The 21,511-nt window shown below is 67.0% G+C and carries 23 protein-coding genes (1 of these 23 only partly in view); 16 read left to right on the top strand and 7 right to left on the bottom strand.

The window, feature by feature from the left end; all coding sequences use genetic code 11:
* Positions 1–6, bottom strand: partial view of a LysR family transcriptional regulator gene (locus IGS68_RS32055; protein WP_201083385.1) — the 5' end (the start) only. It extends 930 nt beyond the left edge of the window; only the first 6 of its 936 coding nucleotides appear in the window; it begins with the start codon at positions 4–6; the stop codon falls past the left edge of the window.
* Positions 7–196: 190 nt separating this feature from the next.
* Here IGS68_RS32055 and IGS68_RS32050 point away from each other — a divergent pair, with 190 nt between their 5' ends.
* The 3 genes from IGS68_RS32050 to IGS68_RS32040 all read left to right on the top strand — a co-directional run bounded on the left by IGS68_RS32050 (position 197) and on the right by IGS68_RS32040 (position 3,172).
* Entirely contained in the window at positions 197–1,141 is a 945-nt protein-coding gene (locus IGS68_RS32050) for a ring-cleaving dioxygenase (RefSeq protein WP_201083383.1), read from the top strand.
* A 56-nt stretch (positions 1,142–1,197) separates the two neighbouring features.
* Entirely contained in the window at positions 1,198–1,842 is a 645-nt protein-coding gene (locus IGS68_RS32045) for an alpha/beta hydrolase (protein ID WP_201083381.1), read from the top strand.
* A gap of 385 nt (positions 1,843–2,227) precedes the next feature.
* Positions 2,228–3,172, top strand: a complete 945-nt coding sequence (locus tag IGS68_RS32040) for a ring-cleaving dioxygenase (protein WP_201083379.1) — start codon at positions 2,228–2,230, stop codon at positions 3,170–3,172.
* A gap of 21 nt (positions 3,173–3,193) precedes the next feature.
* Here the strand turns inward: IGS68_RS32040 and IGS68_RS32035 are convergent, their stop codons facing one another.
* Positions 3,194–3,382 (bottom strand): hypothetical protein, encoded by a 189-nt coding sequence (locus IGS68_RS32035; protein WP_201083377.1) that lies wholly within the window; start codon positions 3,380–3,382, stop codon positions 3,194–3,196.
* A 576-nt stretch (positions 3,383–3,958) separates the two neighbouring features.
* On the opposite strand from IGS68_RS32035, the gene IGS68_RS32030 reads away from it, so the two are divergent.
* The 4 genes from IGS68_RS32030 (at position 3,959) to IGS68_RS32015 (ending at position 9,523) form a co-directional block, all read left to right on the top strand.
* Positions 3,959–4,156 carry a hypothetical protein gene (locus IGS68_RS32030; protein ID WP_201083374.1) on the top strand — a complete coding sequence of 66 codons (198 nt, stop codon included), beginning with the start codon at positions 3,959–3,961 and terminating at the stop codon, positions 4,154–4,156.
* Positions 4,157–4,906: 750 nt separating this feature from the next.
* Positions 4,907–7,513 carry a calcium-binding protein gene (locus IGS68_RS32025; RefSeq protein WP_201083373.1) on the top strand — a complete coding sequence of 869 codons (2,607 nt, stop codon included), beginning with the start codon at positions 4,907–4,909 and terminating at the stop codon, positions 7,511–7,513.
* Positions 7,514–7,729: 216 nt separating this feature from the next.
* Positions 7,730–8,626, top strand: a complete 897-nt coding sequence (locus IGS68_RS32020) for a ParA family protein (protein ID WP_201083372.1) — start codon at positions 7,730–7,732, stop codon at positions 8,624–8,626.
* Positions 8,627–8,629: 3 nt separating this feature from the next.
* Positions 8,630–9,523, top strand: a complete 894-nt coding sequence (locus tag IGS68_RS32015; protein ID WP_201083371.1) for a ParB/RepB/Spo0J family partition protein — start codon at positions 8,630–8,632, stop codon at positions 9,521–9,523.
* A gap of 127 nt (positions 9,524–9,650) precedes the next feature.
* Here IGS68_RS32015 and IGS68_RS32010 read toward each other — a convergent pair whose 3' ends face one another.
* From IGS68_RS32010 to IGS68_RS31995, 4 genes are read right to left on the bottom strand one after another with little or no spacing between them, the layout of a single operon-like run.
* Entirely contained in the window at positions 9,651–11,246 is a 1,596-nt protein-coding gene (locus IGS68_RS32010) for an FAD-dependent oxidoreductase (protein ID WP_201083370.1), read from the bottom strand.
* Positions 11,247–11,254: 8 nt separating this feature from the next.
* Positions 11,255–11,611 carry a hypothetical protein gene (locus tag IGS68_RS32005; RefSeq protein ID WP_201083369.1) on the bottom strand — a complete coding sequence of 119 codons (357 nt, stop codon included), beginning with the start codon at positions 11,609–11,611 and terminating at the stop codon, positions 11,255–11,257.
* Positions 11,611–11,889, bottom strand: coding sequence for a hypothetical protein (locus IGS68_RS32000; protein ID WP_201083367.1), 279 nt, complete (start codon positions 11,887–11,889; stop codon positions 11,611–11,613). The genes IGS68_RS32005 and IGS68_RS32000 overlap by 1 nt, the downstream gene beginning before the upstream one ends.
* A 31-nt stretch (positions 11,890–11,920) precedes the next feature.
* Positions 11,921–12,082, bottom strand: coding sequence for a hypothetical protein (locus IGS68_RS31995; protein ID WP_201083365.1), 162 nt, complete (start codon positions 12,080–12,082; stop codon positions 11,921–11,923).
* A gap of 253 nt (positions 12,083–12,335) precedes the next feature.
* Between IGS68_RS31995 and IGS68_RS31990 the strand changes: the two genes are divergently transcribed.
* From IGS68_RS31990 to IGS68_RS31950, 9 genes are all read left to right on the top strand, one after another.
* Positions 12,336–13,424, top strand: coding sequence for an NAD(P)H-dependent flavin oxidoreductase (locus IGS68_RS31990; RefSeq protein ID WP_201083363.1), 1,089 nt, complete (start codon positions 12,336–12,338; stop codon positions 13,422–13,424).
* A 177-nt stretch (positions 13,425–13,601) separates the two neighbouring features.
* A complete protein-coding gene (locus IGS68_RS31985) occupies positions 13,602–14,450 on the top strand; it encodes an ABC transporter permease (protein ID WP_201083361.1) in 849 nt (282 codons plus the stop codon).
* 2 nt (positions 14,451–14,452) lie between these two features.
* Positions 14,453–15,373, top strand: coding sequence for an ABC transporter permease (locus IGS68_RS31980; RefSeq protein WP_201083360.1), 921 nt, complete (start codon positions 14,453–14,455; stop codon positions 15,371–15,373).
* A gap of 57 nt (positions 15,374–15,430) precedes the next feature.
* Entirely contained in the window at positions 15,431–17,059 is a 1,629-nt protein-coding gene (locus tag IGS68_RS31975) for an ABC transporter substrate-binding protein (protein WP_201083359.1), read from the top strand.
* Positions 17,049–18,005, top strand: coding sequence for an acetamidase/formamidase family protein (locus IGS68_RS31970; protein ID WP_201083358.1), 957 nt, complete (start codon positions 17,049–17,051; stop codon positions 18,003–18,005). Before IGS68_RS31975 ends, IGS68_RS31970 begins: the two co-directional genes overlap by 11 nt.
* A 29-nt stretch (positions 18,006–18,034) precedes the next feature.
* Positions 18,035–18,994, top strand: a complete 960-nt coding sequence (locus IGS68_RS31965; protein ID WP_247881507.1) for an ABC transporter ATP-binding protein — start codon at positions 18,035–18,037, stop codon at positions 18,992–18,994.
* Positions 18,991–19,959 (top strand): ABC transporter ATP-binding protein, encoded by a 969-nt coding sequence (locus IGS68_RS31960; protein ID WP_201083357.1) that lies wholly within the window; start codon positions 18,991–18,993, stop codon positions 19,957–19,959. The genes IGS68_RS31965 and IGS68_RS31960 overlap by 4 nt, the downstream gene beginning before the upstream one ends.
* Before the next feature lie 76 nt (positions 19,960–20,035).
* Positions 20,036–20,308, top strand: coding sequence for a ribbon-helix-helix domain-containing protein (locus IGS68_RS31955; protein WP_201083539.1), 273 nt, complete (start codon positions 20,036–20,038; stop codon positions 20,306–20,308).
* Entirely contained in the window at positions 20,295–20,642 is a 348-nt protein-coding gene (locus IGS68_RS31950; RefSeq protein WP_201083353.1) for a hypothetical protein, read from the top strand. The genes IGS68_RS31955 and IGS68_RS31950 overlap by 14 nt, the downstream gene beginning before the upstream one ends.
* Positions 20,643–20,658: 16 nt before the next feature.
* Here the strand turns inward: IGS68_RS31950 and IGS68_RS31945 are convergent, their stop codons facing one another.
* Positions 20,659–21,474, bottom strand: a complete 816-nt coding sequence (locus tag IGS68_RS31945; RefSeq protein WP_201083350.1) for an FUSC family protein — start codon at positions 21,472–21,474, stop codon at positions 20,659–20,661.
* Positions 21,475–21,511: the final 37 nt, after the last annotated feature.

The raw sequence follows: 21,511 nt of genomic DNA, 5'->3' as shown, positions 1-21,511 counted from the left end.
GGCCATCGCCCCCCGTCTCCCGCATCTGTTCGGAATTGCAATCATGGCGGCAAAATCGCACTCCCAGTATTGCACAGGTGCAATCGATGACCCATAGGCTTTTGCCGCCGGACCCGCCATCTTTGCTTCAGTCAGGAACAACCAGCCGGCAAGCCGGCAAGGCGACGGACGGTCCGCCGCCCCGGAGGACAAGACAATGGGCTCTGTTGCGAACCGGAACGGAATTCATCACGTCACCGCGATCGCGGGTTCGACGCACCGCAACCTGGACTTCTACGGCCGTACTCTCGGGCTGAGGCTGGTCAAGAAGACGGTCAACTTCGACGATCCGGGAACCTATCACTTCTATTACGGCGACGAGGTCGGCCAGCCCGGATCGATACTGACCTTCTTCCCCTGGGACCACGCGGCGCCCGGCCGCTTGGGAATCGGGGAAACGCAGGAAACCGTTTTCCGGGTTCCCGAGCAGTCCCTGGGCTACTGGACCCACCGGCTGATCGAGCACGGCGTGCGCCACGAGGCCCCGGAGAAGCGCTTCGGCGAGACGGTCCTGCCGTTCCGCGACCCCGACGGCATGCGCCTGGCGCTCGCCGCCGTTCCCGGACTCGGTGACGAGCCCGCCTGGGCCGGCCGGGAAGTCCCGGCGGAACACGCGATCCGCGGCTTCCGCGGCGTCAGCCTGCTGCTGAAGGAGGAGGCGCCGACCGGCGCGATCCTGACCGACGTCCTGGGCTTCACCCGGACCGGGCAGGAAGGATCGGTCGTCCGCTTCCAGGCGGAGGGGAACCCCGTCGGCGGGATCGTGGACATCCGGGTGGCGGGAGGTTTCCTGCCGGCACGGATGGGGGCCGGGTCGGTCCACCACGTCGCGTTCCGGGCGGCCGACGACGCGGCGCAGGCCGGCATGGTCGCGAGGCTGGCGAGCCATCACGGCATCCGCACGACGGAGCAGAAGGACCGCAACTATTTCCGGTCGGTCTATTTCCGCGAGCCGGGAGGGGTGCTGTTCGAGATCGCGACCGACGAGCCGGGCTTCGCCGTCGACGAGCCGGTATCCGACCTGGGCCGCACGCTGAAGCTGCCGGACTTCCTGGAGCCGCGCCGGGCCTCGATCGAGGCGGTGCTGCCGGAAATCGCCTGAAGTTCTCGACCGTCCATTTTACCCGAAGCCGGACCGGCTTCCCGAAGAGGTTCGCCATGACCACCACCCTGCCCTTCATCCACCGGTTCGAACCCGCCGAAGCACCGGGGAAGCCGCCGATCCTGCTGCTTCACGGCACGGGCGGCGACGAGAACGACCTGATGCCGCTGGGCGGCATGATCGCCCCCGGTTCGGCCCTGCTCTCCCCGCGCGGCAAGGTGCTGGAGGGCGGCATGCCGCGGTTCTTCCGCCGCCTGGCCGAAGGCGTGTTCGACGAGGCGGACGTCCGGCATCGCGCCCATGAGCTCGCCGACTTCGTCGCCGCGGCGCGGGAGGCCTACGGTCTGGCGGCTCCTGTGGCGGTCGGGTTCTCCAACGGGGCGAACATCGCCGCCGCCGTGATGATGCTCCGGCCGGAGGCGCTGTCCGGAGCCGTGCTGCTGCGGGCCATGGTGCCGCTGACCGACGCTCCGGCGGCGGCCGAGGGGAGCCTCGGGCTGGACGGCAAGCCCGTGCTCCTGCTGTCCGGCGCGATGGACCCGATCGTCCCGTCCGACAACGCCGCGCGACTCGCGGCGCTGCTGGGCGCCTCGGGAGCCGAGGTCGAGCAGAGGGTCCTGCCGGCGGGGCACGGCCTGTCGCAGGCGGACGTCAACCTGGCCAGGGACTGGATCGGCCGGCTCGCCCCGGCCTCCGCCTAGCGGCGCTGCATGATGGTTCTGGCAAGTCCTTCGTCAACGCTCCGGCCACACCGTCGGCGTCGGCCTTCGGCCGAGGCCGACCTACGGTAGATCGATCAGAACCTCTGCGCCGAGCCACTAGAGCTGCATCCGATCAAGTCGATCCGCCCCGGGCAGCCGACCCGATGCGTTGCGCCATGGGCGCAACCTACGATCGTCGGCCCGCATCACCTCCGCCCTGCATCGGGCCCTAGGTTGCGCCCATGGCGCAACACAGTGCGGCGGGTGGAACGGCAGGCTGCGTGAACCGAAGCGGTTCAACCTGATCGGGGATCGCTCTAGTCTTCGTATTCACATCCACAAGAGGCCGCCGCCCAAGGGGCGCGACGGCTAAGGAGATCCGATCATGCAACTCACCGGCATCCATCACCTGACCGCCGTCTCGGCCGACGCTCCGGGCAACCATGCCTTCTATACGCGGACGCTCGGCATGCGGCTGGTCAAGAAGACCGTGAACCAGGACGATGTCAGCGCGTATCACCTGTTCTACGCGGACGCCCTCGCCTCCCCCGGGTCGGACATCACCTTCTTCGACTGGCCGGTCCGGCGCGAGCGGCGCGGCAGCCACAGCATCACCCGCACCGGCCTGCGCGTCGCCGGGCAGGATACGCTGGCCTGGTGGAAGCGCCATTTCGTGGAGACCGGCGTGCCGCACGGAGAGATCGTCGAGCGCGACGGCCGCGGGACGCTGGACTTCGAGGATTTCGAAGGACAGCGGCTGAGCCTGATCGACGACGGCGGGGCCGGTGCCGCCCATCCCTGGGACCGCAGCCCGATCCCCGCCGAGCACCAGATCCGCGGCCTGGGACCGATCACGATGACCGTGCCGGACCTGAAGCCCACCGACCTCGTGCTGACCCGGGTCCTGAACATGGCCCAGGTCCGCGACTATGCGACGCCGGAGGCGCCCTCGTCGCGCACCCATGTCTATGCCATGGGCGACGGCGGTGCGGCTGCGGAACTCCATGTGGCGGTCCGGCCCGATCTCGCGCCGGCCCAGCCGGGTGCCGGCAGCGTCCATCATGTGGCGTTCCGCATTCCGGATGCGGACTATGAGGCCTGGGCCGACCGCCTGGACCGGGTACGCATGCCGTCGAGCGGCCCGGTCGACCGCTTCTATTTCCGCAGCCTCTATTTCCGGGAGCCCAACGGCGTGCTGTTCGAGATCGCGACCGACGGTCCGGGCTTCGCGACCGACGAGGCGCTGGACGCTCTCGGCGAGAAGCTCTCCCTGCCCCCCTTCCTGGAAGGCCGGCGCAGGGAGATCGAAGCCAACCTGAAGCCGCTTTGACGCGGCCTTGGCGAAGAAGGGCTAACGGTCGGCCTTCTTGTCCTTCGGGTCGGGCTTGCCGTCGCCGCCGGCAACCAACCCGCCGGGCATTTCGTCGGCACCCATCCCGGGCGCGCCCGTATCCGGGAGACCCGCAGGGGGATCCCGGGTATCGGTGACGGCCGGATCCTTGTCCTTTGCCCGATCGCCCGGTTTGTTGTTCTGGGTCACTGGATCGCTCCCGCTGTTTGATTTCCGAAGATACCAACAGCGGGCCGCGTTACTCGTCACGCGGCGAAGGCCATAGGCCAAAAAGAAGGGCCGCTCACACGTGGCGGCCCCAGTTACACGGAATGTGAAGCCGATGCAAGCAACTCCACGGCGTCTATTTCTCTGTGGAGGACCAAGATTCAAGTGCTCGTATCGATGACTTCCGAAAAATCCGGCATCAGCTTGACTGCTGCCGATCCCTTGGAGCAAAGTATTCCCTGAAGGCGAGGAAAAGTTCCAGCCTTCAGGGCACGCGTGAGAACCTGCCGGAAGAGCTTTCCGGCGGGCAGGGAAAAGGCGCGGATCGGACGATGGCTGAGCGGTCAACCGAACAACGTGAGATCCGGCACCGGGCCGTCGGCGCCCCATGGAACGCCCCATGGAACGATTGGGCGCCCGGCAGGGACATCCGGAGACCAGGCAACCCGCCCTGTGCAATCCAGATCTACTTATCTGGCATACCAAATACACAACGCCGATCTTGCGTCGCAGGATCCTTCGCCTATCTTGGTTGCAGCGCACAAAGGAGACCGAAACATGCTGACTGACGCCCCTATCGAAATCGCCCTTCTGGTCTTCGTGGCAACCATGGCCGCGACCGCCCTCGCCTCCGTGATGCATACGTTCCTGGCGAAGGGCTCCGCTCCGGAGTTCGCACGGCCCGCCAATAGCAACGATCCGGCCGGCTTGTCACCTTCCGGCACCCGTCGCCCCAACCTGAGGGTCGTGGCCTGACCCATCGCACCGGCCGGCGAGCGGGGACACCCGGCACGGTCGATCCCGGTGTAAGGATCAGGGGAAGGATCAGGCCGGGAACCGCTGGAAGAGCTCGCAGCCGCTGATCGCGGCGAGACCGGCGACACAGACGCAGGCCCGTGGCACGCCACGGATCGCGCACGCCGGTTCCAGGCATCCAGCCGAATGATCTTCAGATCGTCGTCGGCTTCCCAGGGCGCCTGTCTGGAGTCGGTCGCCGGCGACTCCCCCATGGGACTCGTGACCATCCGGCTCTTCCCCCCTTTTATACTCGTCATGTCCCGGCTTTCTCCGAGAGCCCCTGCAGTTGCCCCTTGGGATCCCCAATGCAATATGCCGGGCCGTCCGAACTCGGAGATTCAGCATGTTTCCCGCATCCTGGAAGCGCCGCCCGGTCCCCGGCGGGCGCGCCGCTGCGCGCGTATGCCTGCCTATCGATGGTTCTGAGCCTATTTTGGCCCCCTCCTCGCCCCGATAGTGTCACTGGAACTTTCCGCAGTCGGTGACGATAAATCAACTTCTTCGCAAAATAGGCAAAAAAAGCAGTGACCTAAGATGCGTTGAAGGAAGACACATACGGTACTTGATCGCGATCTTGAAACCGGCTGCTGAATGGCCGCGGTTGTTTCGACACGACCGTAAGTGCTCTTCCGACGACTCGGACCGGCCTGGCGGGGACTCGATCCATGGGCGGACGACTTCATATCCATCGAACCTGGTATCAGCCTCATGCCATCAATTCCCGAGACGACCCCGACGGCCGCCCCCGGGAGCGATTCCGCCGCGCCGGCAAGCTCGCCTGAGCTATTCCAGGTCCGCTCCACGGCCCCGGTCGTCAAGGCACCTACCCTGCCCTCCGCATCCAGGCCGGGCGAGATCGTCGCCGTCCAGCTTCAGAACAATTCCGATGGCACCGAAGAGACCGGGCGGATCACCTTCGGTCAGGTGTTCAGGAAGGGCGACCTGGATGGCGGCGGCTATGTGGTCGGGGATCTCGACGGGCGGGAAATCCCGGTCCAGATGGATGTCAAGGCGACCCACGGCGACGGCTCCGTTCGCCACGCCATCCTGACCATGGCGCGGCCGGCCCTGGCGGCAGGCGAGGACGCGACCGTGATGCTGAAAACCGCGGACCAAGGACCCGGGGGAACGGCGATCAGGCCGGCGGATGTTCTTCGGAGCGGCTACGATGTCGACATCAACCTGACCGTCAGGGGCACCGGCGGAACGACGACCCGGTTCAAAGTGGACGCCGCCGCCGAACTGGAGAAAGCGGCAGCCGCCGGCACCCTCAAGACCTGGATGAACGGGCCGCTCGCATCCGAGTTCCGTGTCGTCAAGCCTCTCGACGATCATCTCGCCGTGACCCTCGATATCCGCGCCTTCGATGACGGCACGGTCCGCACCGACGTGACCGTCGGCGTTGAGTCGTCCTACCGGCCGGGCCTTCCGACCTTCTACGACTACGATGTCGAACTGCTCGATCAGGGCCGCGTCGCCTTCGAGAAGGACGGTATCGCTCACCACCGCAACAGCCGCTGGCATAAGGAAGTCTGGTCGGGGGATGCTCCCGGTGTTCATGTGGCGCAGGATGTCCGATACCTGGAAGCGAGCGGGGCCGTCGTCGGCATCGACGCGTCGCTCGGCGTGACCGCAGGCAGCCTTGGTCTCCCCTCGAACGCCGACACCAGCCCGATGGGCAACGCCACTATCACGAAGAAGATGACGGAGGTCGGCGGGCGCGGCGACCTCGGCATCATGCCGATCTGGAACGCCCGCTACCTGGCGAGCCAGGATGAGCAGGCCCTGGAGACCATGCTGGCCAACGCCGATGCCTCCGGCAGCATCCCCTGGCATTATCGCGACGAGAGCACGGGCGAGTACCTGCGCATCGACGATCACCCAGACCTGTGGATGGATGGGCGTACCCAGTGGCCACAGTTCGGCGACGACGGGCTGACCAACGGCTTCGCCAACGGCGCCGCGGCGGGATGGGAGTTCGACACGGCCCATCAGCCGGCCCTCAACTACCTGCCCTATCTGGTCACCGGCTCGCAATACTACCTGGACGGCCTGATGGCCCAGACCGCCTACAGTATCGCGTCGTTCGCCCCCCACTATCGCGGACAGGACGAGGGCTTCCTCGATTTCGACCAAGTGCGCGGGCGGGCCTGGACGTGGCGCAACATGAGCGACGCCGCCTATGCCACGCCCGACGACCACGCCATGAAGGGCTATTTCGTCAAGCTCCTGGACAGCAACCTCGACGCTCTGGTCGCCCGCCACATCGTCAATGGACAGGGAGACAAGTACGGCGAGTTCGAAGGCTTCCTTCGCCACGACATGTGGCCGGACGGCGACCTGCTGGTCTGGCAGTCCGACTTCGTCGTGCTGGCGCTCAGCACCATGGCGCAGCGGGGCAGCGGGCAGGCCGTGAAGATGCTGGAGTGGATGGACAACTTCACCTCGGGCCGCTTCATCAACGAGGAGAACGGCTTCGATCCGCGTTTCGGATCGGCCTACATGTTCAAGGTCAATGCCCCGGCCAACGGCCCCGCTTATGACACCTGGGGAGAGCTGTTCCAGCGCAGCTTCGGCAACGCGCCGGCCGATCCGCCGGACGGCATCCAGGGATGGCCCAGTTCTCCCTTCGCCTATGCGGCCAATGCCCGGGCTGCGGTGTCCGCGATCTTCACCGTCACGCAATCGGCCGACGCCATGGAAGCCTTCGGCTACCTGACGAAGGAAATGGTCAAGGCCCGGGGTGCCGATGGGTTCCACGCCGATCCCACCTGGAACGTGGCACCCCGGCTGCAGGATGGGGACACGCTCGAGTTCGACCAGATCCGCATCGCTCGCGGCCTGGAAGACCAGATCCTTCAGGGGGCGGAGGGCAATGAACTGATCCACGGTTCGGCCGGCGACGACACCATGACGGGCGAGAGCGGCATCGACATCCTGTTCGGCGGACAGGGGAACGACACCCTTACCGGCGGCGCAGGGGACGATTTCCTGTATGGCGGCACGGGCGACGACCGCATCGCGGGAGGGGCGGGCGACGATTACCTCAAGGGCAACGGCGGAGCCGACCGTTTCGAGTTCGGCCCCGATGCCGGTGGGCGGGATACCGTCGCGGATTTCAAGAGGGGATCGGACCTCATCGAGATCAAGGCCAATCTCGATGGCAACGGCCTGACCTCCGCCGCACAGGTGCTCGATGCCGCCGACACCGACAGCTCCGGCAACGCGGTGCTCGATCTGGGCAACGGCCTGGAAGTCACCGTGCTCGGCCTCTCTCCCGAAGAGATGACCGCCACCATGATCCGGATGGTCTAATCCCCTGCCCGCTCCGCCCATGAGCCCGCCTGTGCGGAACCGCACAGGCGAGCTTTTCGCATCCGGGGGCTCGGACGGAGGGACTGCGCCGGGGCGGTGTGCGGTTCCGCACACACATCCGCGCAAGATGACCAAGGACCGGCAAACCGGCGTTGACAATGAGTCCGTGCGGTCCGAAACATCTGCCGCACAGATCCAATGACATAGAGGCTGGAGATGGCGCGAACCGTCAAGACGACAAGCACAGGTTCCGGAACGCTTGTCGAGGATCGAGACGCCGGCGCAAAGGCGCCCCCGGTCACCAAACACACGTTCCATCTCGCGGTCACCAACCTGAAGGGTGGCGTCGCCAAGACCACCACGGCCGTCAACGTGGCCTGGGGGCTGGTCGATGCGGGCCTGAGCTGCCTCGTGGTCGATCTGGACATGCAGGCGAACGCCACGTCGGACCTGGGCTTCGACATAAGCGAGGTCCGCGAGAACGGCTTGAACATGGCGTCCGTCCTGCGCGGGCAATGCGAGATCGAGAGCATCCTGCTCCAGTACGGCGATACGGAGCTTTGGGTGGCTCCAAGCTCCAAGGCCCTGACCGACGCTGAAAGGACGCTGAGCAGCGAAATCGGCGGAGAGAAGCGGCTGAGCCAGAAGCTGTCGGCGGTGCAGGGCCGGTTCGATGTCATCATCTTCGATTGCGGCCCCAACCTGAACCTGTTGACCATCAACGCGCTCAGCCTCGCCGACTACCTGATCATCCCGGTGCAGACCGAGTATCTGGCGGCCCACGGAACCCTGAGCCTGCTGGATACGGTCGCCCAAGTCCGGGACAACTATAATCCGGGGCTGACCATCCTCCCGATCCTGCCGACCATGTACACCGCCAAGAACAGCCAGGAGCAGGCGACGCTGGGCGAACTGAACCGGCTGGTGTCGGACCTTGTCCCGATCTTCGAGCCTGTCCCGCGCGCCACGGTCTTCAGCAAGGCCTCGGCGGCCGGCCACCCTGCCCTGCGCGCCAGCGCGCGGTCCAAGGCCGTCGCGACTTATCGCGACTATGTGAAGCTCATCCTCAAGCACATCAGAGCGGCCCAGGCGGCTCAAGCAAAGGCTGGTTGATCCATGGCTAATCTTCTCGCCCGCCGCTCGTCGGACAATATCCAGCGCCAGGTCAAGGAACTGGCCGCCAAGGGAGGCGAGGCCGATCCCAACGGCCGTCAGCAGCGTATCCCCGTCTCCAGCGTCAAGCCCAATCCGAACCAGCCCCGCAAAAACGTCGACCCCGGCAAGATCGCGGCTCTGGCCGAGAACATCCGCAAGGTCGGGCTGATCAATCCGATCACCGTCGTCTGGCTCTCCGAGGGCGAGTACGAACTGCGTGCCGGGCAGCGGCGTCTTCTGGCCCACGAGCACCTGGGCGAGACGACGATCCTGGCGCGGGTTTTCCTGAAGAGCGATCCGGCGGTCGCCATCGCCGAGAACCTGATGCGCGAAGACCTGGACGTGGTCGAAACGGCACTGGCGTTTCGCGGGTTGATGGAACAGCTCGGCATCACCGATCAGACGGCGGTGGCCGATCTCGTCGGCATGGAGCGATCGCGCATCAGCCGGTTCCTGGGCGTGCTCCGGATGCCGCAGGATATTCTGGACGAGTACCAGGATATGGCCGACCAGGTCTCGGCGGCACGCCTGTTCGAAGTCGCCTCGGCCGGGACAGAGGACCGCCAGCGCCAGCTGTGGCATCTGGCCAAGGCCGGCCTGACGGAACGCGAACTCCGCGACGCGAAGCGCAGCGACGCTCCCATCGAGATCGACGCCAGACAGCCGTCCCGCCAAGCGGTCGCGAGCGACCGGGACGTCAGACCGATGAAGCCGGGCAAGCAGATGCTCGGCATCATCGACCGGCTGTCCGCATCAATGGACGATTGGGAGAGCCGGCGGACACAAGTGGACGAGGATCACCGGACGCGGCTTGAGAGCCTGCGGGATCAGATCGACCGTCTGCTGAAGTCTTGAAGGCGCTTTGAACGGGCAGGGAGTCGTGTGCGGATCCGCACAGGACTTCCTGCCCGTTCAGCGGGTGGATGGACATCCCGCAGGCGGCGGGAAGGCGCCCCGTCCCCCTCCTTTTTAGGCCTGGCGCTCAGGTCGTGGTGGTGACCCGCTGTTTCAGGTGGTCGGTCAGCCTGAGGGCCAGCGCCACGATGGTCAATGTGGGATTGATGTTGCTGCCGGTCGGAAAGACGGAGCTTCCGGCGATGTAAAGGTTGTCCATCCCGTGCACCCTGCATTGGCGATCGACGACCCCTCGCAGCTCGTCGTCCGCCATCCGGGTCGTGCCCATGTGGTGATAGCCGATCACCACGTCAGGGCTCCAGCTGTTCGCCCCCTCGGCGAGCCAGGACTCCATCCGGAACAGGCCCAGGCCCATCCGGGCCAGTTCCGCTCCCAGCAATTTGGTCTGGACATGAAGCGATCTCTTTTCCAGTTCGGACAGCCGCCAGTCCAGGACCATCTGCCGGCCGCCCAGGGCGTTGCGCTTGTCGGAGAGCATGATCCGGCTGTTCGGGTTCGGAGCCTGCTCCGCCTGGAAGGTGAACAGCACTTCGGTGACGCTTGCGGGCTTCGGCACGATCGGCAGGTCCGCGATCATGCGGCGATAGAGATTGTAGGCCACGATATCGGCATTCAATAGAAGCTCACCGACCGTTTCGAGCGGCCTGGACGGCACCTGCCCCGCCGCCACCGCCCTGCCCACCCGCTGGAGCATCGGCAGCGTATTCTCGGTGGTCGTGAAGCGGAGCTGGATCCGACTGTTCAGGACCTGCTCCCTCTCCATCGCCGTCTCCGTCAGGACGACCGATGGGAAGTAGAAATACTTGCCGCGGCGGCTGGTCCGAAGCGCGTCGATCAGCTTCATGGGATCGCTGGTGACGATGCTGCCCACACGATCCAGCGGATGGTCCATGAAATAGCGGCCAACCAAATCATGCCGATTGCCGATGCCGTTGGGCTGGACGCGATCGGAGTCCAGCATCAGCCGGGCATTCTCCATGCCGCCGCACGCCAGGACGACGAAGCGCGCCCGTGCCGTCGTCACGCGGCCTTTCAGGGAACGGAGTTCGACCGAGGTGATCACGCCGCCGGCCTCGTCCGTCCTCAACTCCGTGGCGTTGGCGTTGAAGACGACGCGGATGTTGGGAGCTTCGCGCAATTCAGCCCCGTAGGCCTCCCCGAAACGGATCGGCGGCCCGGCGATCTCCCAGAAATGATATTTCAGGCGGGATCCGTCGAAGGGGAGGGGAGGAACCCCCATGTTCTCCTGGATCCATTCGGTCGAGCGGCGCGGCGGCAGCCCGCAGAGCGGGCGTGCGCGATCGTAATAGGGATAAAGTTCCTCGATGCCGAAGGGCCATCCGCTGTCGGGTACCCAGGACCGCTGCCGGAAATCGATCGGCTCGAACTCCCCGCACCAATTGTCCCAGTGGTTTGACGATCCGCCGAAATAGCGCAACCGGCTCTGGTCCAGCGCGAAGTACGGGATGCCGATGCTCTCGCTGGCATAAAGCTCCTGGGTATCCCCGTCGAACTCCAGTTCCCCGCTTTCAAGCAGGAGAACCCGTACCGGGGTGCCGATCAGATCGCGGGCCATGCTGATGCCGGCGGGCCCGGCGCCGATGATGCAGATGTCGGCCTCAAGCTCGGCGTGCTCGTCCAGGCCGTTGATGTCGATGAACATTGCAGTCCCTACGCCAGTGACACGGCCGAACAGGTGAGGGCGATCGAGCGGGGCAGGACCCAGCCGTCCACCACCACGACATCGCCGTCTTGCAGATCCTGCCGGATGCATCGCGCTGTGTGGCCGAGCATGGCGTCCTGCCCCGCGCCCTCGAGGACGGCCAGCCAGGATCGGACCGCGGCCATTTCCTCGGGATGCAGTTCCAGAAAACGCCGCCCGAGGGCGCGCATGGCCTCGACGTCCCCGAAGGCCGATGAGAACGGGTCCGGCAACAAGGCGGCGACGGGCTTCACCGCCGCCAGGGGCAGCCCCGTGGCGCAGAAGGGCAGGGGAAGCAGGTACAGGAGGAAGGACCGGCGGCGCATCACGCGGTCTCCGCGCCGCGCCGGCGGACGGCGGGTTCCGGCCGGGCGGCATGCCGGCCCGCAATTCCCCCGGGATAGGCGTCCGGCTTGGCGGGGCGCGACAGCACGTACCAGTAGATCGCGACCACATTGAGGACCGGCACGAGCACGAGGAGGGAAAGCCAGCCTGGTCGTCCCGTCCGCCGGCAAAGCTTCCAGCAGGCGATCAGGGGCACCGCGATCAGCAGGGACAGCGTGGCGAGAAGGAGCGCCTGGAAGGCTTCGAACGACAACATCATCAGGAATTCCCACGGGATTGCGCTTTTCCGCCTAAGCCGATCCTGCGGAGCGGGCCGCGCGGCGCGGTTGCAGGAGGATCATGAGGAACACGACGAGGCCGAAATAGGGAACGACCAGCCACAGGGACAGTGCCGGCGGATATCCCCAGCGGCGGCACAGGAGCCAGCACGGAGGGATGATCAGCGGAACCATCACAAGCCATCCCAAAAGGACGAGCAGCATCAAGGCGATCAGGACAGACATGGCGGGCATTGTGGGCCAGGGATGAAACCATTTCCATAACTGTCTGCGTCATAACGCCCATGCATCATGCTGCGGCGCAACATCCGGCCGGCCGAAAGCCGGTGCGCCGGTGACTGGACCGTCTTCGCGGATATGGAGTATCAATGCATTCCGGACCGCGGGTTCCGGGCGCCTGCCGCACCGCTCCCAGGGGAGGGTTATCTTGACTCACTGGCCAGACCGTCGCGTCCTCGACCTTTTCGGCATCGAGCTTCCGATCATCCAGGCTCCCATGGCCGGGGCGACCACGCCGGAAATGGTGATCGCGGTCAGCGAGGCCGGCGGGCTGGGTTCGCTGCCTTGTGCTATGTACAGCGCCACCCAGGCGCGCGAGGCGCTGGACACGATCCGCCGGGCAACGTCGCGCCCGATCAACCTCAACTTTTTCTGCCACACGCCGCCGGCGGAGGATGGTGCCCGCGCCATGGCTTGGCGGGCGCGGCTGGCGCCGTACTATGTCGAACATGGCCTCGATCCCCAGGCACCGGTCCCGGTTTCCGACCGCGCGCCGTTCGACGGGGAGTTCTGTTCCCTGGTCGAGGAGTACAGGCCCGAAACCGTCAGCTTCCATTTCGGTCTTCCCGAGACGACGTTGCTGGAGCGGGTGAGGGCGACGGGCGCCCGGATCATCTCCTCCGCGACCACCGTCGCCGAGGCCCGATGGCTGGAGGAACGGGGCTGCGACGCCATCGTTGCCATGGGCATGGAAGCCGGCGGGCACCGCGGAACCTTCCTGGGAAAAGACCTCATGGCCGACATGGATCGCCAAGTCGGCACCTTCGCGCTGGTGCCCCAGGTCGCCGATGCCGTCCGGGTCCCGGTGATCGCGGCCGGCGGGATCATGGACGCGCGCGGGATCGTCGCCGCCTTCGCGCTGGGTGCCTCCGCCGTGCAGATCGGCACGGCTTACCTTTTCACGCCGGAGGCGAAGATCTCCGCCATGCACCGCGAGGCGCTCAGGACGGCGGCGGCCGATGACACCGTCGTCACCAACGTCTTCACCGGGCGCCCGGCACGCGGGATCGTCAATCGCATCGTCGCCGAGGTCGGGCCGCTGTCGCCGCTCGCACCGGATTTCCCGCTGGCCGGCGGAGCCCTGGTGCCCCTGAGGGGACTGACCGAGCCGGCCGGCTCGCCGGACTTCACCAACATGTGGGCAGGGCAGGGGGCACCGCTGGGCCGCGAAATGCCGTCCGGCGACCTGACGCTTCATCTTGCGGCGGAAGCCTCGAAGAAGGCGAGCTGGGAATGACGGGCGCCCGAAGGGATTAGCTCTCTGGGGGTCTTGCGGTGCGAGCCCAAGCAGTTTCAATTGGTTAGAAACCAATTGCCCGAAGCGAGCGGGTCTCCACCATGCACGGAATATCCCACAGTGACTGTAAAGCCATCGGGCTGGGCGGCCGTCCGCCTTCAGCCCCCCGTATCATGAATGTCTGATGCCCTGAGGCGCTTTGCCGGCAACCGCATCGCCATGGCGGGGCTGGTCCTGATCACCGTCATCGTCGGGGCTGCGCTGTCGGCGCCCCTGCTGGCCCCGTTCGATCCCAACGAGCAATTCTTCGAAGGACTGACCCTGGAAGGGGCGCCGCTGCCGCCCAACGGAACCTTCTGGCTGGGAACCGACCAGCTCGGCCGCGACCTGCTGTCCCGCCTGATCTACGGCGCGCGCACCTCCCTGGTGGTCGGCGTGTTGGCGAACGGGGTGGCCGTCCTGGTCGGCACGCTGCTGGGCGTCGTCGCCGGCTATGCGCGAGGGGTGGTCGGCGCCGCGCTCATGCGCTTCACCGACCTGATGATGGCGTTCCCCGCGCTGCTCCTGGCGATCGCGCTGGCGGCGATCTTCAGCCCGTCGCTGCTGATCGTGGCCCTGGTCATCGCCATGGTGAACTGGGTGCAGATCGCCCGCGTCATCTATACGGAGACGACGGCGCTGGCCGAGCGGGACTATATCGAGGCGTGCCGGGCGCTGGGTGCCGGCTGGCCGCGCATCCTGTTCCGCCACATCGTGCCGCATCTGGTCCCGACCGTGCTGGTCTATGCCACGCTCGGCATCGCCACGACGGTCCTGCTGGAAGCGACCCTGTCGTTCCTCGGCATCGGCGTCCGCCCGCCGGAGCCCTCCTGGGGCAACATCATCTACGAGAACCAGACCTATTTCGCCAACGCGCCCTGGCTGGTGTTCATCCCCGGCGCCGCGATCCTGCTGCTGGCGCTGGCCTTCAACCTTGTCGGCGACGGGCTGCGCGACGCGCTCGACCCGACCCAGCGGGGCCGGTGACCATGGCGGGATATCTTGCCCGGCGCGTCGTCCAGGCGGTGCTGATCCTCCTGGGCGTCACCTTCGTCACCTTCATCCTGCTTTACCTGCTGCCGGCCGACCCGGCGCGCCAGATCGCCGGGCGGTCGGCGACGGCGGCGACGGTGCAGTCGATCCGCCAGCAGCTCGGGCTCGACCTCCCGCTGTGGCAGCAATACCTGCGCTATCTCGGCAATCTGGCACAGGGCGACATGGGGCGTTCCTACATCCAGCGGACGGAAGTCGCTTCCCTGGTCTGGAGCCGGCTGCCCGCGACCCTGCTGCTGATGGCCGGCGCCATCGTCTGCGAACTTGTGATCGGGCTGACGGCGGGCATTCTGGCGGCGGTCAGGCGGGGGCGGCCGACCGACACGGCCATCATGGTGGCATCGTTCCTGGGCGTATCGGCACCCCAGTTCGTCGTGGGGATCCTGCTGCTCTACGTGTTCGCGGTCCAGCTCGGCTGGTTCCCGATCGGCGGCTACGGCACCTTCGCCCATCTGGTGCTGCCGTCGCTGACCCTGGGGATCCTGGGCGGCGGCTGGTACAGCAGGATGGCCCGAAGCTCCATGGTGGATGTGCTGCGCCAGGACTATATCCGGACCGCACGCGCCAAAGGGGCGGGAAGCCGCCGCATCGTCTTCATCCACGCGCTCCGCAACGCGGTACTGCCGCTGATCGCCATGATCGGCCTGGATATCGGCATCTTCATGAGCGGCGCGGTGGTCGTGGAATCCGTGTTCGGCTGGCCCGGCATCGGCCAGCTGACGTGGCAGGCGATCCAGCAGGTGGACATTCCCGTGATCATGGGCGTCACGCTGACCGCCGCCGTCTTCATCGTGCTCGGCAACCTGCTGGCGGACCTGATCGCGCCGCTCGCCGACCCGCGCATCAAGCTGCGCTGACCCCATGGCTCGAATGAAAAAATCACAAGACGAACAGCTACAGGAGGCTTTACGGACATGCGTACCCTGATGCTTGCCGGCGCCCTCGCGTCGTCCCTGCTGTGCGGAACCGCACTCACTCAGGCAGCCGGCGCCGCCGACATCAAGAACGGCGGCTCGATGGTCGTGACCTACAAGGACGACGTCGCGACGCTGGACCCGGCGATCGGTTACGACTGGCAGAACTGGTCGATGATCAAGGCCCTGTTCGACGGCCTGATGGATTACGAGCCCGGTACCACGACCCTGCGGCCCAACCTGGCCGAGAGCTACGAGATGTCGGCCGACGGCATGACCTACACCTTCAAGCTCCGGCAGGGGGTCAAGTTCCACAACGGGCGGGCGCTCGCCGCCGACGACATCAAGTATTCGATCGAGCGCACCGTCAACCCCGCGACCCAGAGCCCGGGCGCCGGCTTCTTCGGCTCGATCAAGGGCTTCGAGGAGGCGACGGCCGGCGACGGCAGCCTGTCCGGCATCACGGTGGTCGACCCGCAAACCGTCAGGATCGAGCTGTCGCGCCCCGACGCGACGTTCCTGCACGTGATGGCGATCAACTTCTCCTTCGCCGTCCCGAAGGAGGAGGTCGAGAAATCCGGCGCCGATTTCGGCAAGCAGCCGGTCGGCACGGGCGCCTTCAAGCTGGCGGAGTGGGTGCTGGGCCAGCGCGTCGTGTTCGAGCGCAACCCCGACTATTTCGAACAGGGGCTGCCGCACCTGGACCAGATCACCTTCGAGATCGGGCAGGAGCCGACCGTTGCCCTGCTCCGGCTGGAACGGGGCGAGGTGGACGTGCTGGGCGACGGCATCCCGCCGGCTCGCTTCCTGGAAGTCCGCGGCAACGCGAAGAACAAGGACCTGATCGCCGAGGGCGGCCAGCTCCATACCGGCTACGTCACGATGAACGTGACGATGAAGCCGTTCGACGACGTCCGGGTCCGCCGGGCCGTCAACATGGCGATCAACAAGGACCGCATCGTCCGGATCATCAACGGCCGCGCCGTTCCGGCGACCCAGCCGCTGCCGCCGACCATGCCCGGCTATGCCAAGGACTACCAGGGCTACGCTTTCGACCAGAACAAGGCCAAGGCGCTGCTGGCCGAGGCCGGGTTCCCCGACGGCTTCGATACCGAGATCCTGGCCAACAACACCGACCCCAACCCGCGCATCGTCCAGGCGATCCAGCAGGACCTCGCCGCGGTCGGCATCCGGGCGGCGGTCAAGACGCTGGCCCAGGCCAACGTGATCGCGGCCGGCGGGGAGCCGAAGGGCGCCCCCATGATCTGGTCCGGCGGCATGGCCTGGATCGCGGACTTCCCCGACCCGTCCAACTTCTACGGCCCGATCCTGGGCTGCGCCGGCGCGGTGCCGGGCGGCTGGAACTGGTCCTGGTACTGCAACAAGGACCTGGACGCCAAGGCTGCGGCGGCCGATGCCATGGTCGATCCCGCGAAGGAGGAGGAGCGCACCGCCGCCTGGCGCGACATCTACCTGAAGATCATGGAGGACGCCCCCTGGGCTCCCGTGTTCAACGAGCAGCGCTTCACCATGCACAGCGCCCGCATGGGCGGCCCGGATGCGATCTTCGTCGATCCCGTCCATATCCCGGTCAACTACGAGCAAGTGTACGCAACCGATGTCCAGTAACCACACCCATGCGCCCGGCCACACCATCCACCGTCACTGCCACCACCATGGCTGGGACAATTCCAACGCCCCGGTCCTGACCATCGCCCCGGGCGAGACCGTGGAGTTCGAGACGGTGGACAGCTCGGGCGGGCAGCTCGGCCCCGGCAGCGTGCTGGACGACCTGCTCCGGCTCGATTTCGGCAAGGTCAACCCGGTCACCGGCCCGGTCCATATCGACGGGGCGGAGCCGGGCGACGCGCTGAAGGTGACCCTGGTCTCCTTCAGGCCGTCGGGCTGGGGCTGGACCGCCAACATTCCCGGGTTCGGGCTGCTGGCCGACCAGTTCACCGAGGCCGCGCTGCACATCTGGAAGTACGATCCCGCCAGCATGGCGCCGGCCCTCTACGGACCCGGCGGCCGGGTGCCGCTGAAGCCCTTCACCGGCACGATCGGGCTGGCGCCGGCCGAGCCGGGGCTGCACAGCGTGGTTCCGCCGCGCAGGGTAGGGGGCAACCTGGACGTCCGCGACCTGTGCGCCGGCACCGAGCTGTACCTGCCGGTCGAGGTGGCGGGAGCCCTCTTCTCCGTCGGCGACACCCACGCGGCCCAGGGCGACGGCGAGGTCTGCGGCACCGCGATCGAGAGCCCGATGGACGTCACCCTGAAGTTCGAGCTGGTCAAGGGCGCCGACCTGGCCTTCCCGCGCTTCCGCACCCGCGGGCCGGTGACCCGCCACCTGGACGCGGAAGGGTACGAGGTGACCACCGGCGTCGGCCCCGACCTGATGGAAGGGGCGCGGGCCGCCGTGTCGGGCATGATCGACCTGCTGACCGCCCGGCACGGCATGTCGGCGGTGGAGGCCTACATGCTGTGCAGCGTCTGCGGCGACCTGCGCGTCAGCGAGATCGTGGACATGCCGAACTGGGTGGTGAGCTTCTACTTCCCGCGGGTGGTGCTGTCCTGACCACGTCCGAAACCAGGCCGCTGCTGGAGGTGCGGGACCTGACCGTCAGCTTCGGCGGGCGGGACCGGAGCGATGCCCGCGCCACCGTGCTGGACGGGGTCGGCTTCACCCTGAACGCCGGCTCGGTGGTCGGGCTGGTCGGGGAATCCGGCTGCGGCAAGAGCGTCACCGCCATGTCGATCCTGCGCCTGCTGCCCTCTCCGCCGAGCCGGGTGGAGCGGGGCAGCGTGCGGTTCGACGGCACCGACCTGCTGGCCCTGGACGAAGGCGCCATGCGCGACATGCGGGGCAACCGCATCGGCATGATCTTCCAGGAGCCGATGACCAGCCTCAACCCGACCTTCACCGTCGGCTGGCAGATCGACGAGGCGCTGCGCCTTCACACCGCCTTGAACCGGGCGGAGCGGCACCGGCGCTGCCTGGAACTGCTCCGCCTCGTCGGGATCGGGGCGCCGGAGCGGCGGCTCGCGCAGTTCCCGCACGAGCTGTCCGGCGGCCTGCGCCAGCGCATCATGATCGCCATGGCGCTGGCCTGCGAGCCGCGCCTGCTGGTGGCCGACGAGCCGACCACGGCGCTCGATGTGACGATCCAGGCGCAGATCCTCGATCTGCTCTCGGGCCTGCGCGAGCGGCTGGGCATGGCGATCCTGCTGATCACCCACGACCTGGGCGTGGTCGCGGAGCATTGCGACGAGGTCGTGGTGATGTATGCCGGCCGTGTGGTCGAAACGGCGCCGGTCCGACCGCTGTTCGCCCGTCCGCGCCACCCCTACACTGCGGGGCTGCTCGACTCCATGCCCAGGCTCGACGGCGGCCGGGGCGTCCTGCCGACCATCCCCGGCATGGTGCCCAGTCCCGGCAAACGCCCGCCGGGGTGCCCCTTCGCCGACCGCTGCCCCAACGTCCTGGACCGCTGCCGGGCCGAGATGCCTCCGCTGGTAGGCGGTCCGGACGGCCACGCCTTCGCCTGCTGGAACCCCGTTCCATGACGAACTCCCCCGACGACCTGCTGACGGTCGAGAACCTGACCAAGCATTTCCCGATCAAGGGCGGCGGCGTGATCCATGCCGTCAACGGCGTCAGCCTGAGCCAGCGCCGCGGCGAGACGATCGGCATCGTCGGCGAGTCCGGCTGCGGCAAGTCCACCCTGGCGCGGCTGTGCCTGCGGCTGGTGGAGCCTACCTCCGGCGCGATCCGGTTCGACGGCGAGGACATCGGGGCCTTGCCGGCGCGTGCGCTCCGGACCAGGCGCCGCGACATGCAGATCATCTTCCAGGACCCCTACGCCTCGCTCGACCCCCGAATGAGCGTCGGCGACATCATCCGGGAGCCGCTGGATATCCACGGCATCGGCAGCCGGGCCGAGCGCCGGGCAGAGGTCGCCCAGCTCCTGGAGAAGGTCGGGCTTCCGCCGGACGCCGCCCGGCGCTACCCGCACGAGTTCTCCGGCGGGCAGCGCCAGCGCATCGGCATCGCCCGGGCGATCGCGCTGAAGCCCAAGCTGGTCGTCGCGGACGAGCCGGTCTCCGCCCTGGACCTGTCGATCCAGTCCCAGGTGCTGAACCTGCTGGTGGCGCTGCGGGCGGAGATGAACCTGTCCTACCTGTTCATCTCCCACGACCTCGCCGTGATCCGCTACATCAGCGACCGGGTCGCGGTGATGTATCTGGGCCGGATCGTCGAGCTGGCCGACGTCGACGCGCTCTATGCCGAGCCGGCGCATCCCTACACCCGGGCGCTGCTGTCGGCGATCCCGCAACCGGACCCGGAGCGGCGTCGCGCCCGCACCGTCCTGGCCGGCGACCTGCCCAATCCGGAATCACCGCCGCCCGGCTGTCCCTTCCACCCGCGCTGCCCCGCCGCCATGGACCATTGCCGCAGCATCGAACCGGCGGAGCGGAACATCGGCACCCCGGACAGGCCGCATCTGGTGAGCTGCCATCTTTACGGGTGAAGCCACTGGCGTTGAAGGCGGTGCTACCGGGTGGTAGCATATGAACGACACGGACATCGGCTTTCGGGATTTTGACATGACGGTCAAGACATCGATTTCCTTGACGGATGAGCAGGAAGCATATGCCCGAAGCCTTGTGACCGCCGGTCGGTATTCCAGTCTCAGCGCGGTGCTTCAACAGGGACTCGAACTGCTCAGGCGCGACAACGAGGCGCGCGATGCGGAAATCACCGGCCTGCGGGCACTGATCGAGCGGCGCCATTCGGAAAGCTTCGTCTCTCTCGAGGAAAGCGAGCGGGACATCGACGCGATGCTTGACAACAGAAGACAAGATCGTGCGGATCTATGACGTCCGTCCGGCCAGGGGCGTCGTCCGCGACTTGGCGCTGATTGAAAGCTTCCTCTTCAAAACATTCCGGAACCTGGGGGATAGCCCCGAGGATGCCGGCGACCGTGCCGCCGCCCGCGTCAAAGCTGCCGCCGCCTATATGCGGACATTCGACAGAAACCCGCATCGGGGTACCGAGCATCCCGGAATATGGCCGGGCCTGCGCACTGTGACCAAAGAAAAGTTCATCTTCTACTTCGAGATCGACGAGGTCAGGTCGGAAGTCAGGATTCTTGCCGTCTTCTTCGGAGGAGAGGATCACACGCAGAGGATCATTGACCGGCTCCAATACTGAAGCGAGGCGCCTTCGTCTACCGCTGCTCCTGCGGCGGCCGGGCCAGCTTGGTCAGGGAGTCAAGGTTGCTGACCAGATGGTCCATGGCGAGCGACAGGGCGAACACCCGCTCCGCCTCGTCCGCCGGGAGGCTGCGGGTGGCGCCCTGCCGGCGGACCTCGGCCAGGGCGATTTCCAGCGCATGCCTCGCGTCCCGGACGGCGTCGATCCGGGGCAGGGGATCGCCCGACCGGATCGCTTGGGAGAGCTCCAGGAGATGGGCGCGGGCGGCTTCGGATAAACGGTACAGGGGGTCCGCCAGCGGTTCGCGCGGCCCGGAAGCCAGCGGGCCTCCGCCGGTCCGCTGCGCAAAGACGATGGTATGCCACAGATGCTGGGCGCACCTCACGATCCTGACGGGATCGTTGATCCGGTCGTGACTCCGCCGTCGGCGTTCGATCGGCCGGCGCGACTGCGACGCCGAGCTTTCGGCCGCCTGCAAGGCTCCCAGGATCTGGTCGTCCAGCTCCGCGATCCGCGACGGCTCCTTCTGCCGGCCAAGAAGCTCGTCGGTCACCTCCCCCAGCAGGTCGGCGCACAGGTCGAGGGCGCGCGAGACGTGCCGCGCCGACTGGCGATGGGCCGAGGCCGGAAACAGCAGGCGCGACGTGACGGTCGCGATCACCGCCCCCAGCACGATCTGGGTGGCCCGCCCCGCCGCGGTCGCCAGCACGTCGGCCTCGTCGGGAGGCGGCGCCAGGATCAGGATTGCCGCGGCGATCGCGCCGAACCTCAGCCCGGGCCAGATCCCGGCGATGAAGACCAGCGCCGTCCCCACGACGAAGAGCGCCACGGCCTGGGGCAGGGGGTGGCCGGAACGATCAGCACGG

The organism is Skermanella sp. TT6 (assembly GCF_016653635.2).
GTDB classification, from domain to species: Bacteria; Pseudomonadota; Alphaproteobacteria; order Azospirillales; family Azospirillaceae; genus Skermanella; species Skermanella cutis.
This window is presented reverse-complemented; position numbering and strand designations above follow the sequence as displayed.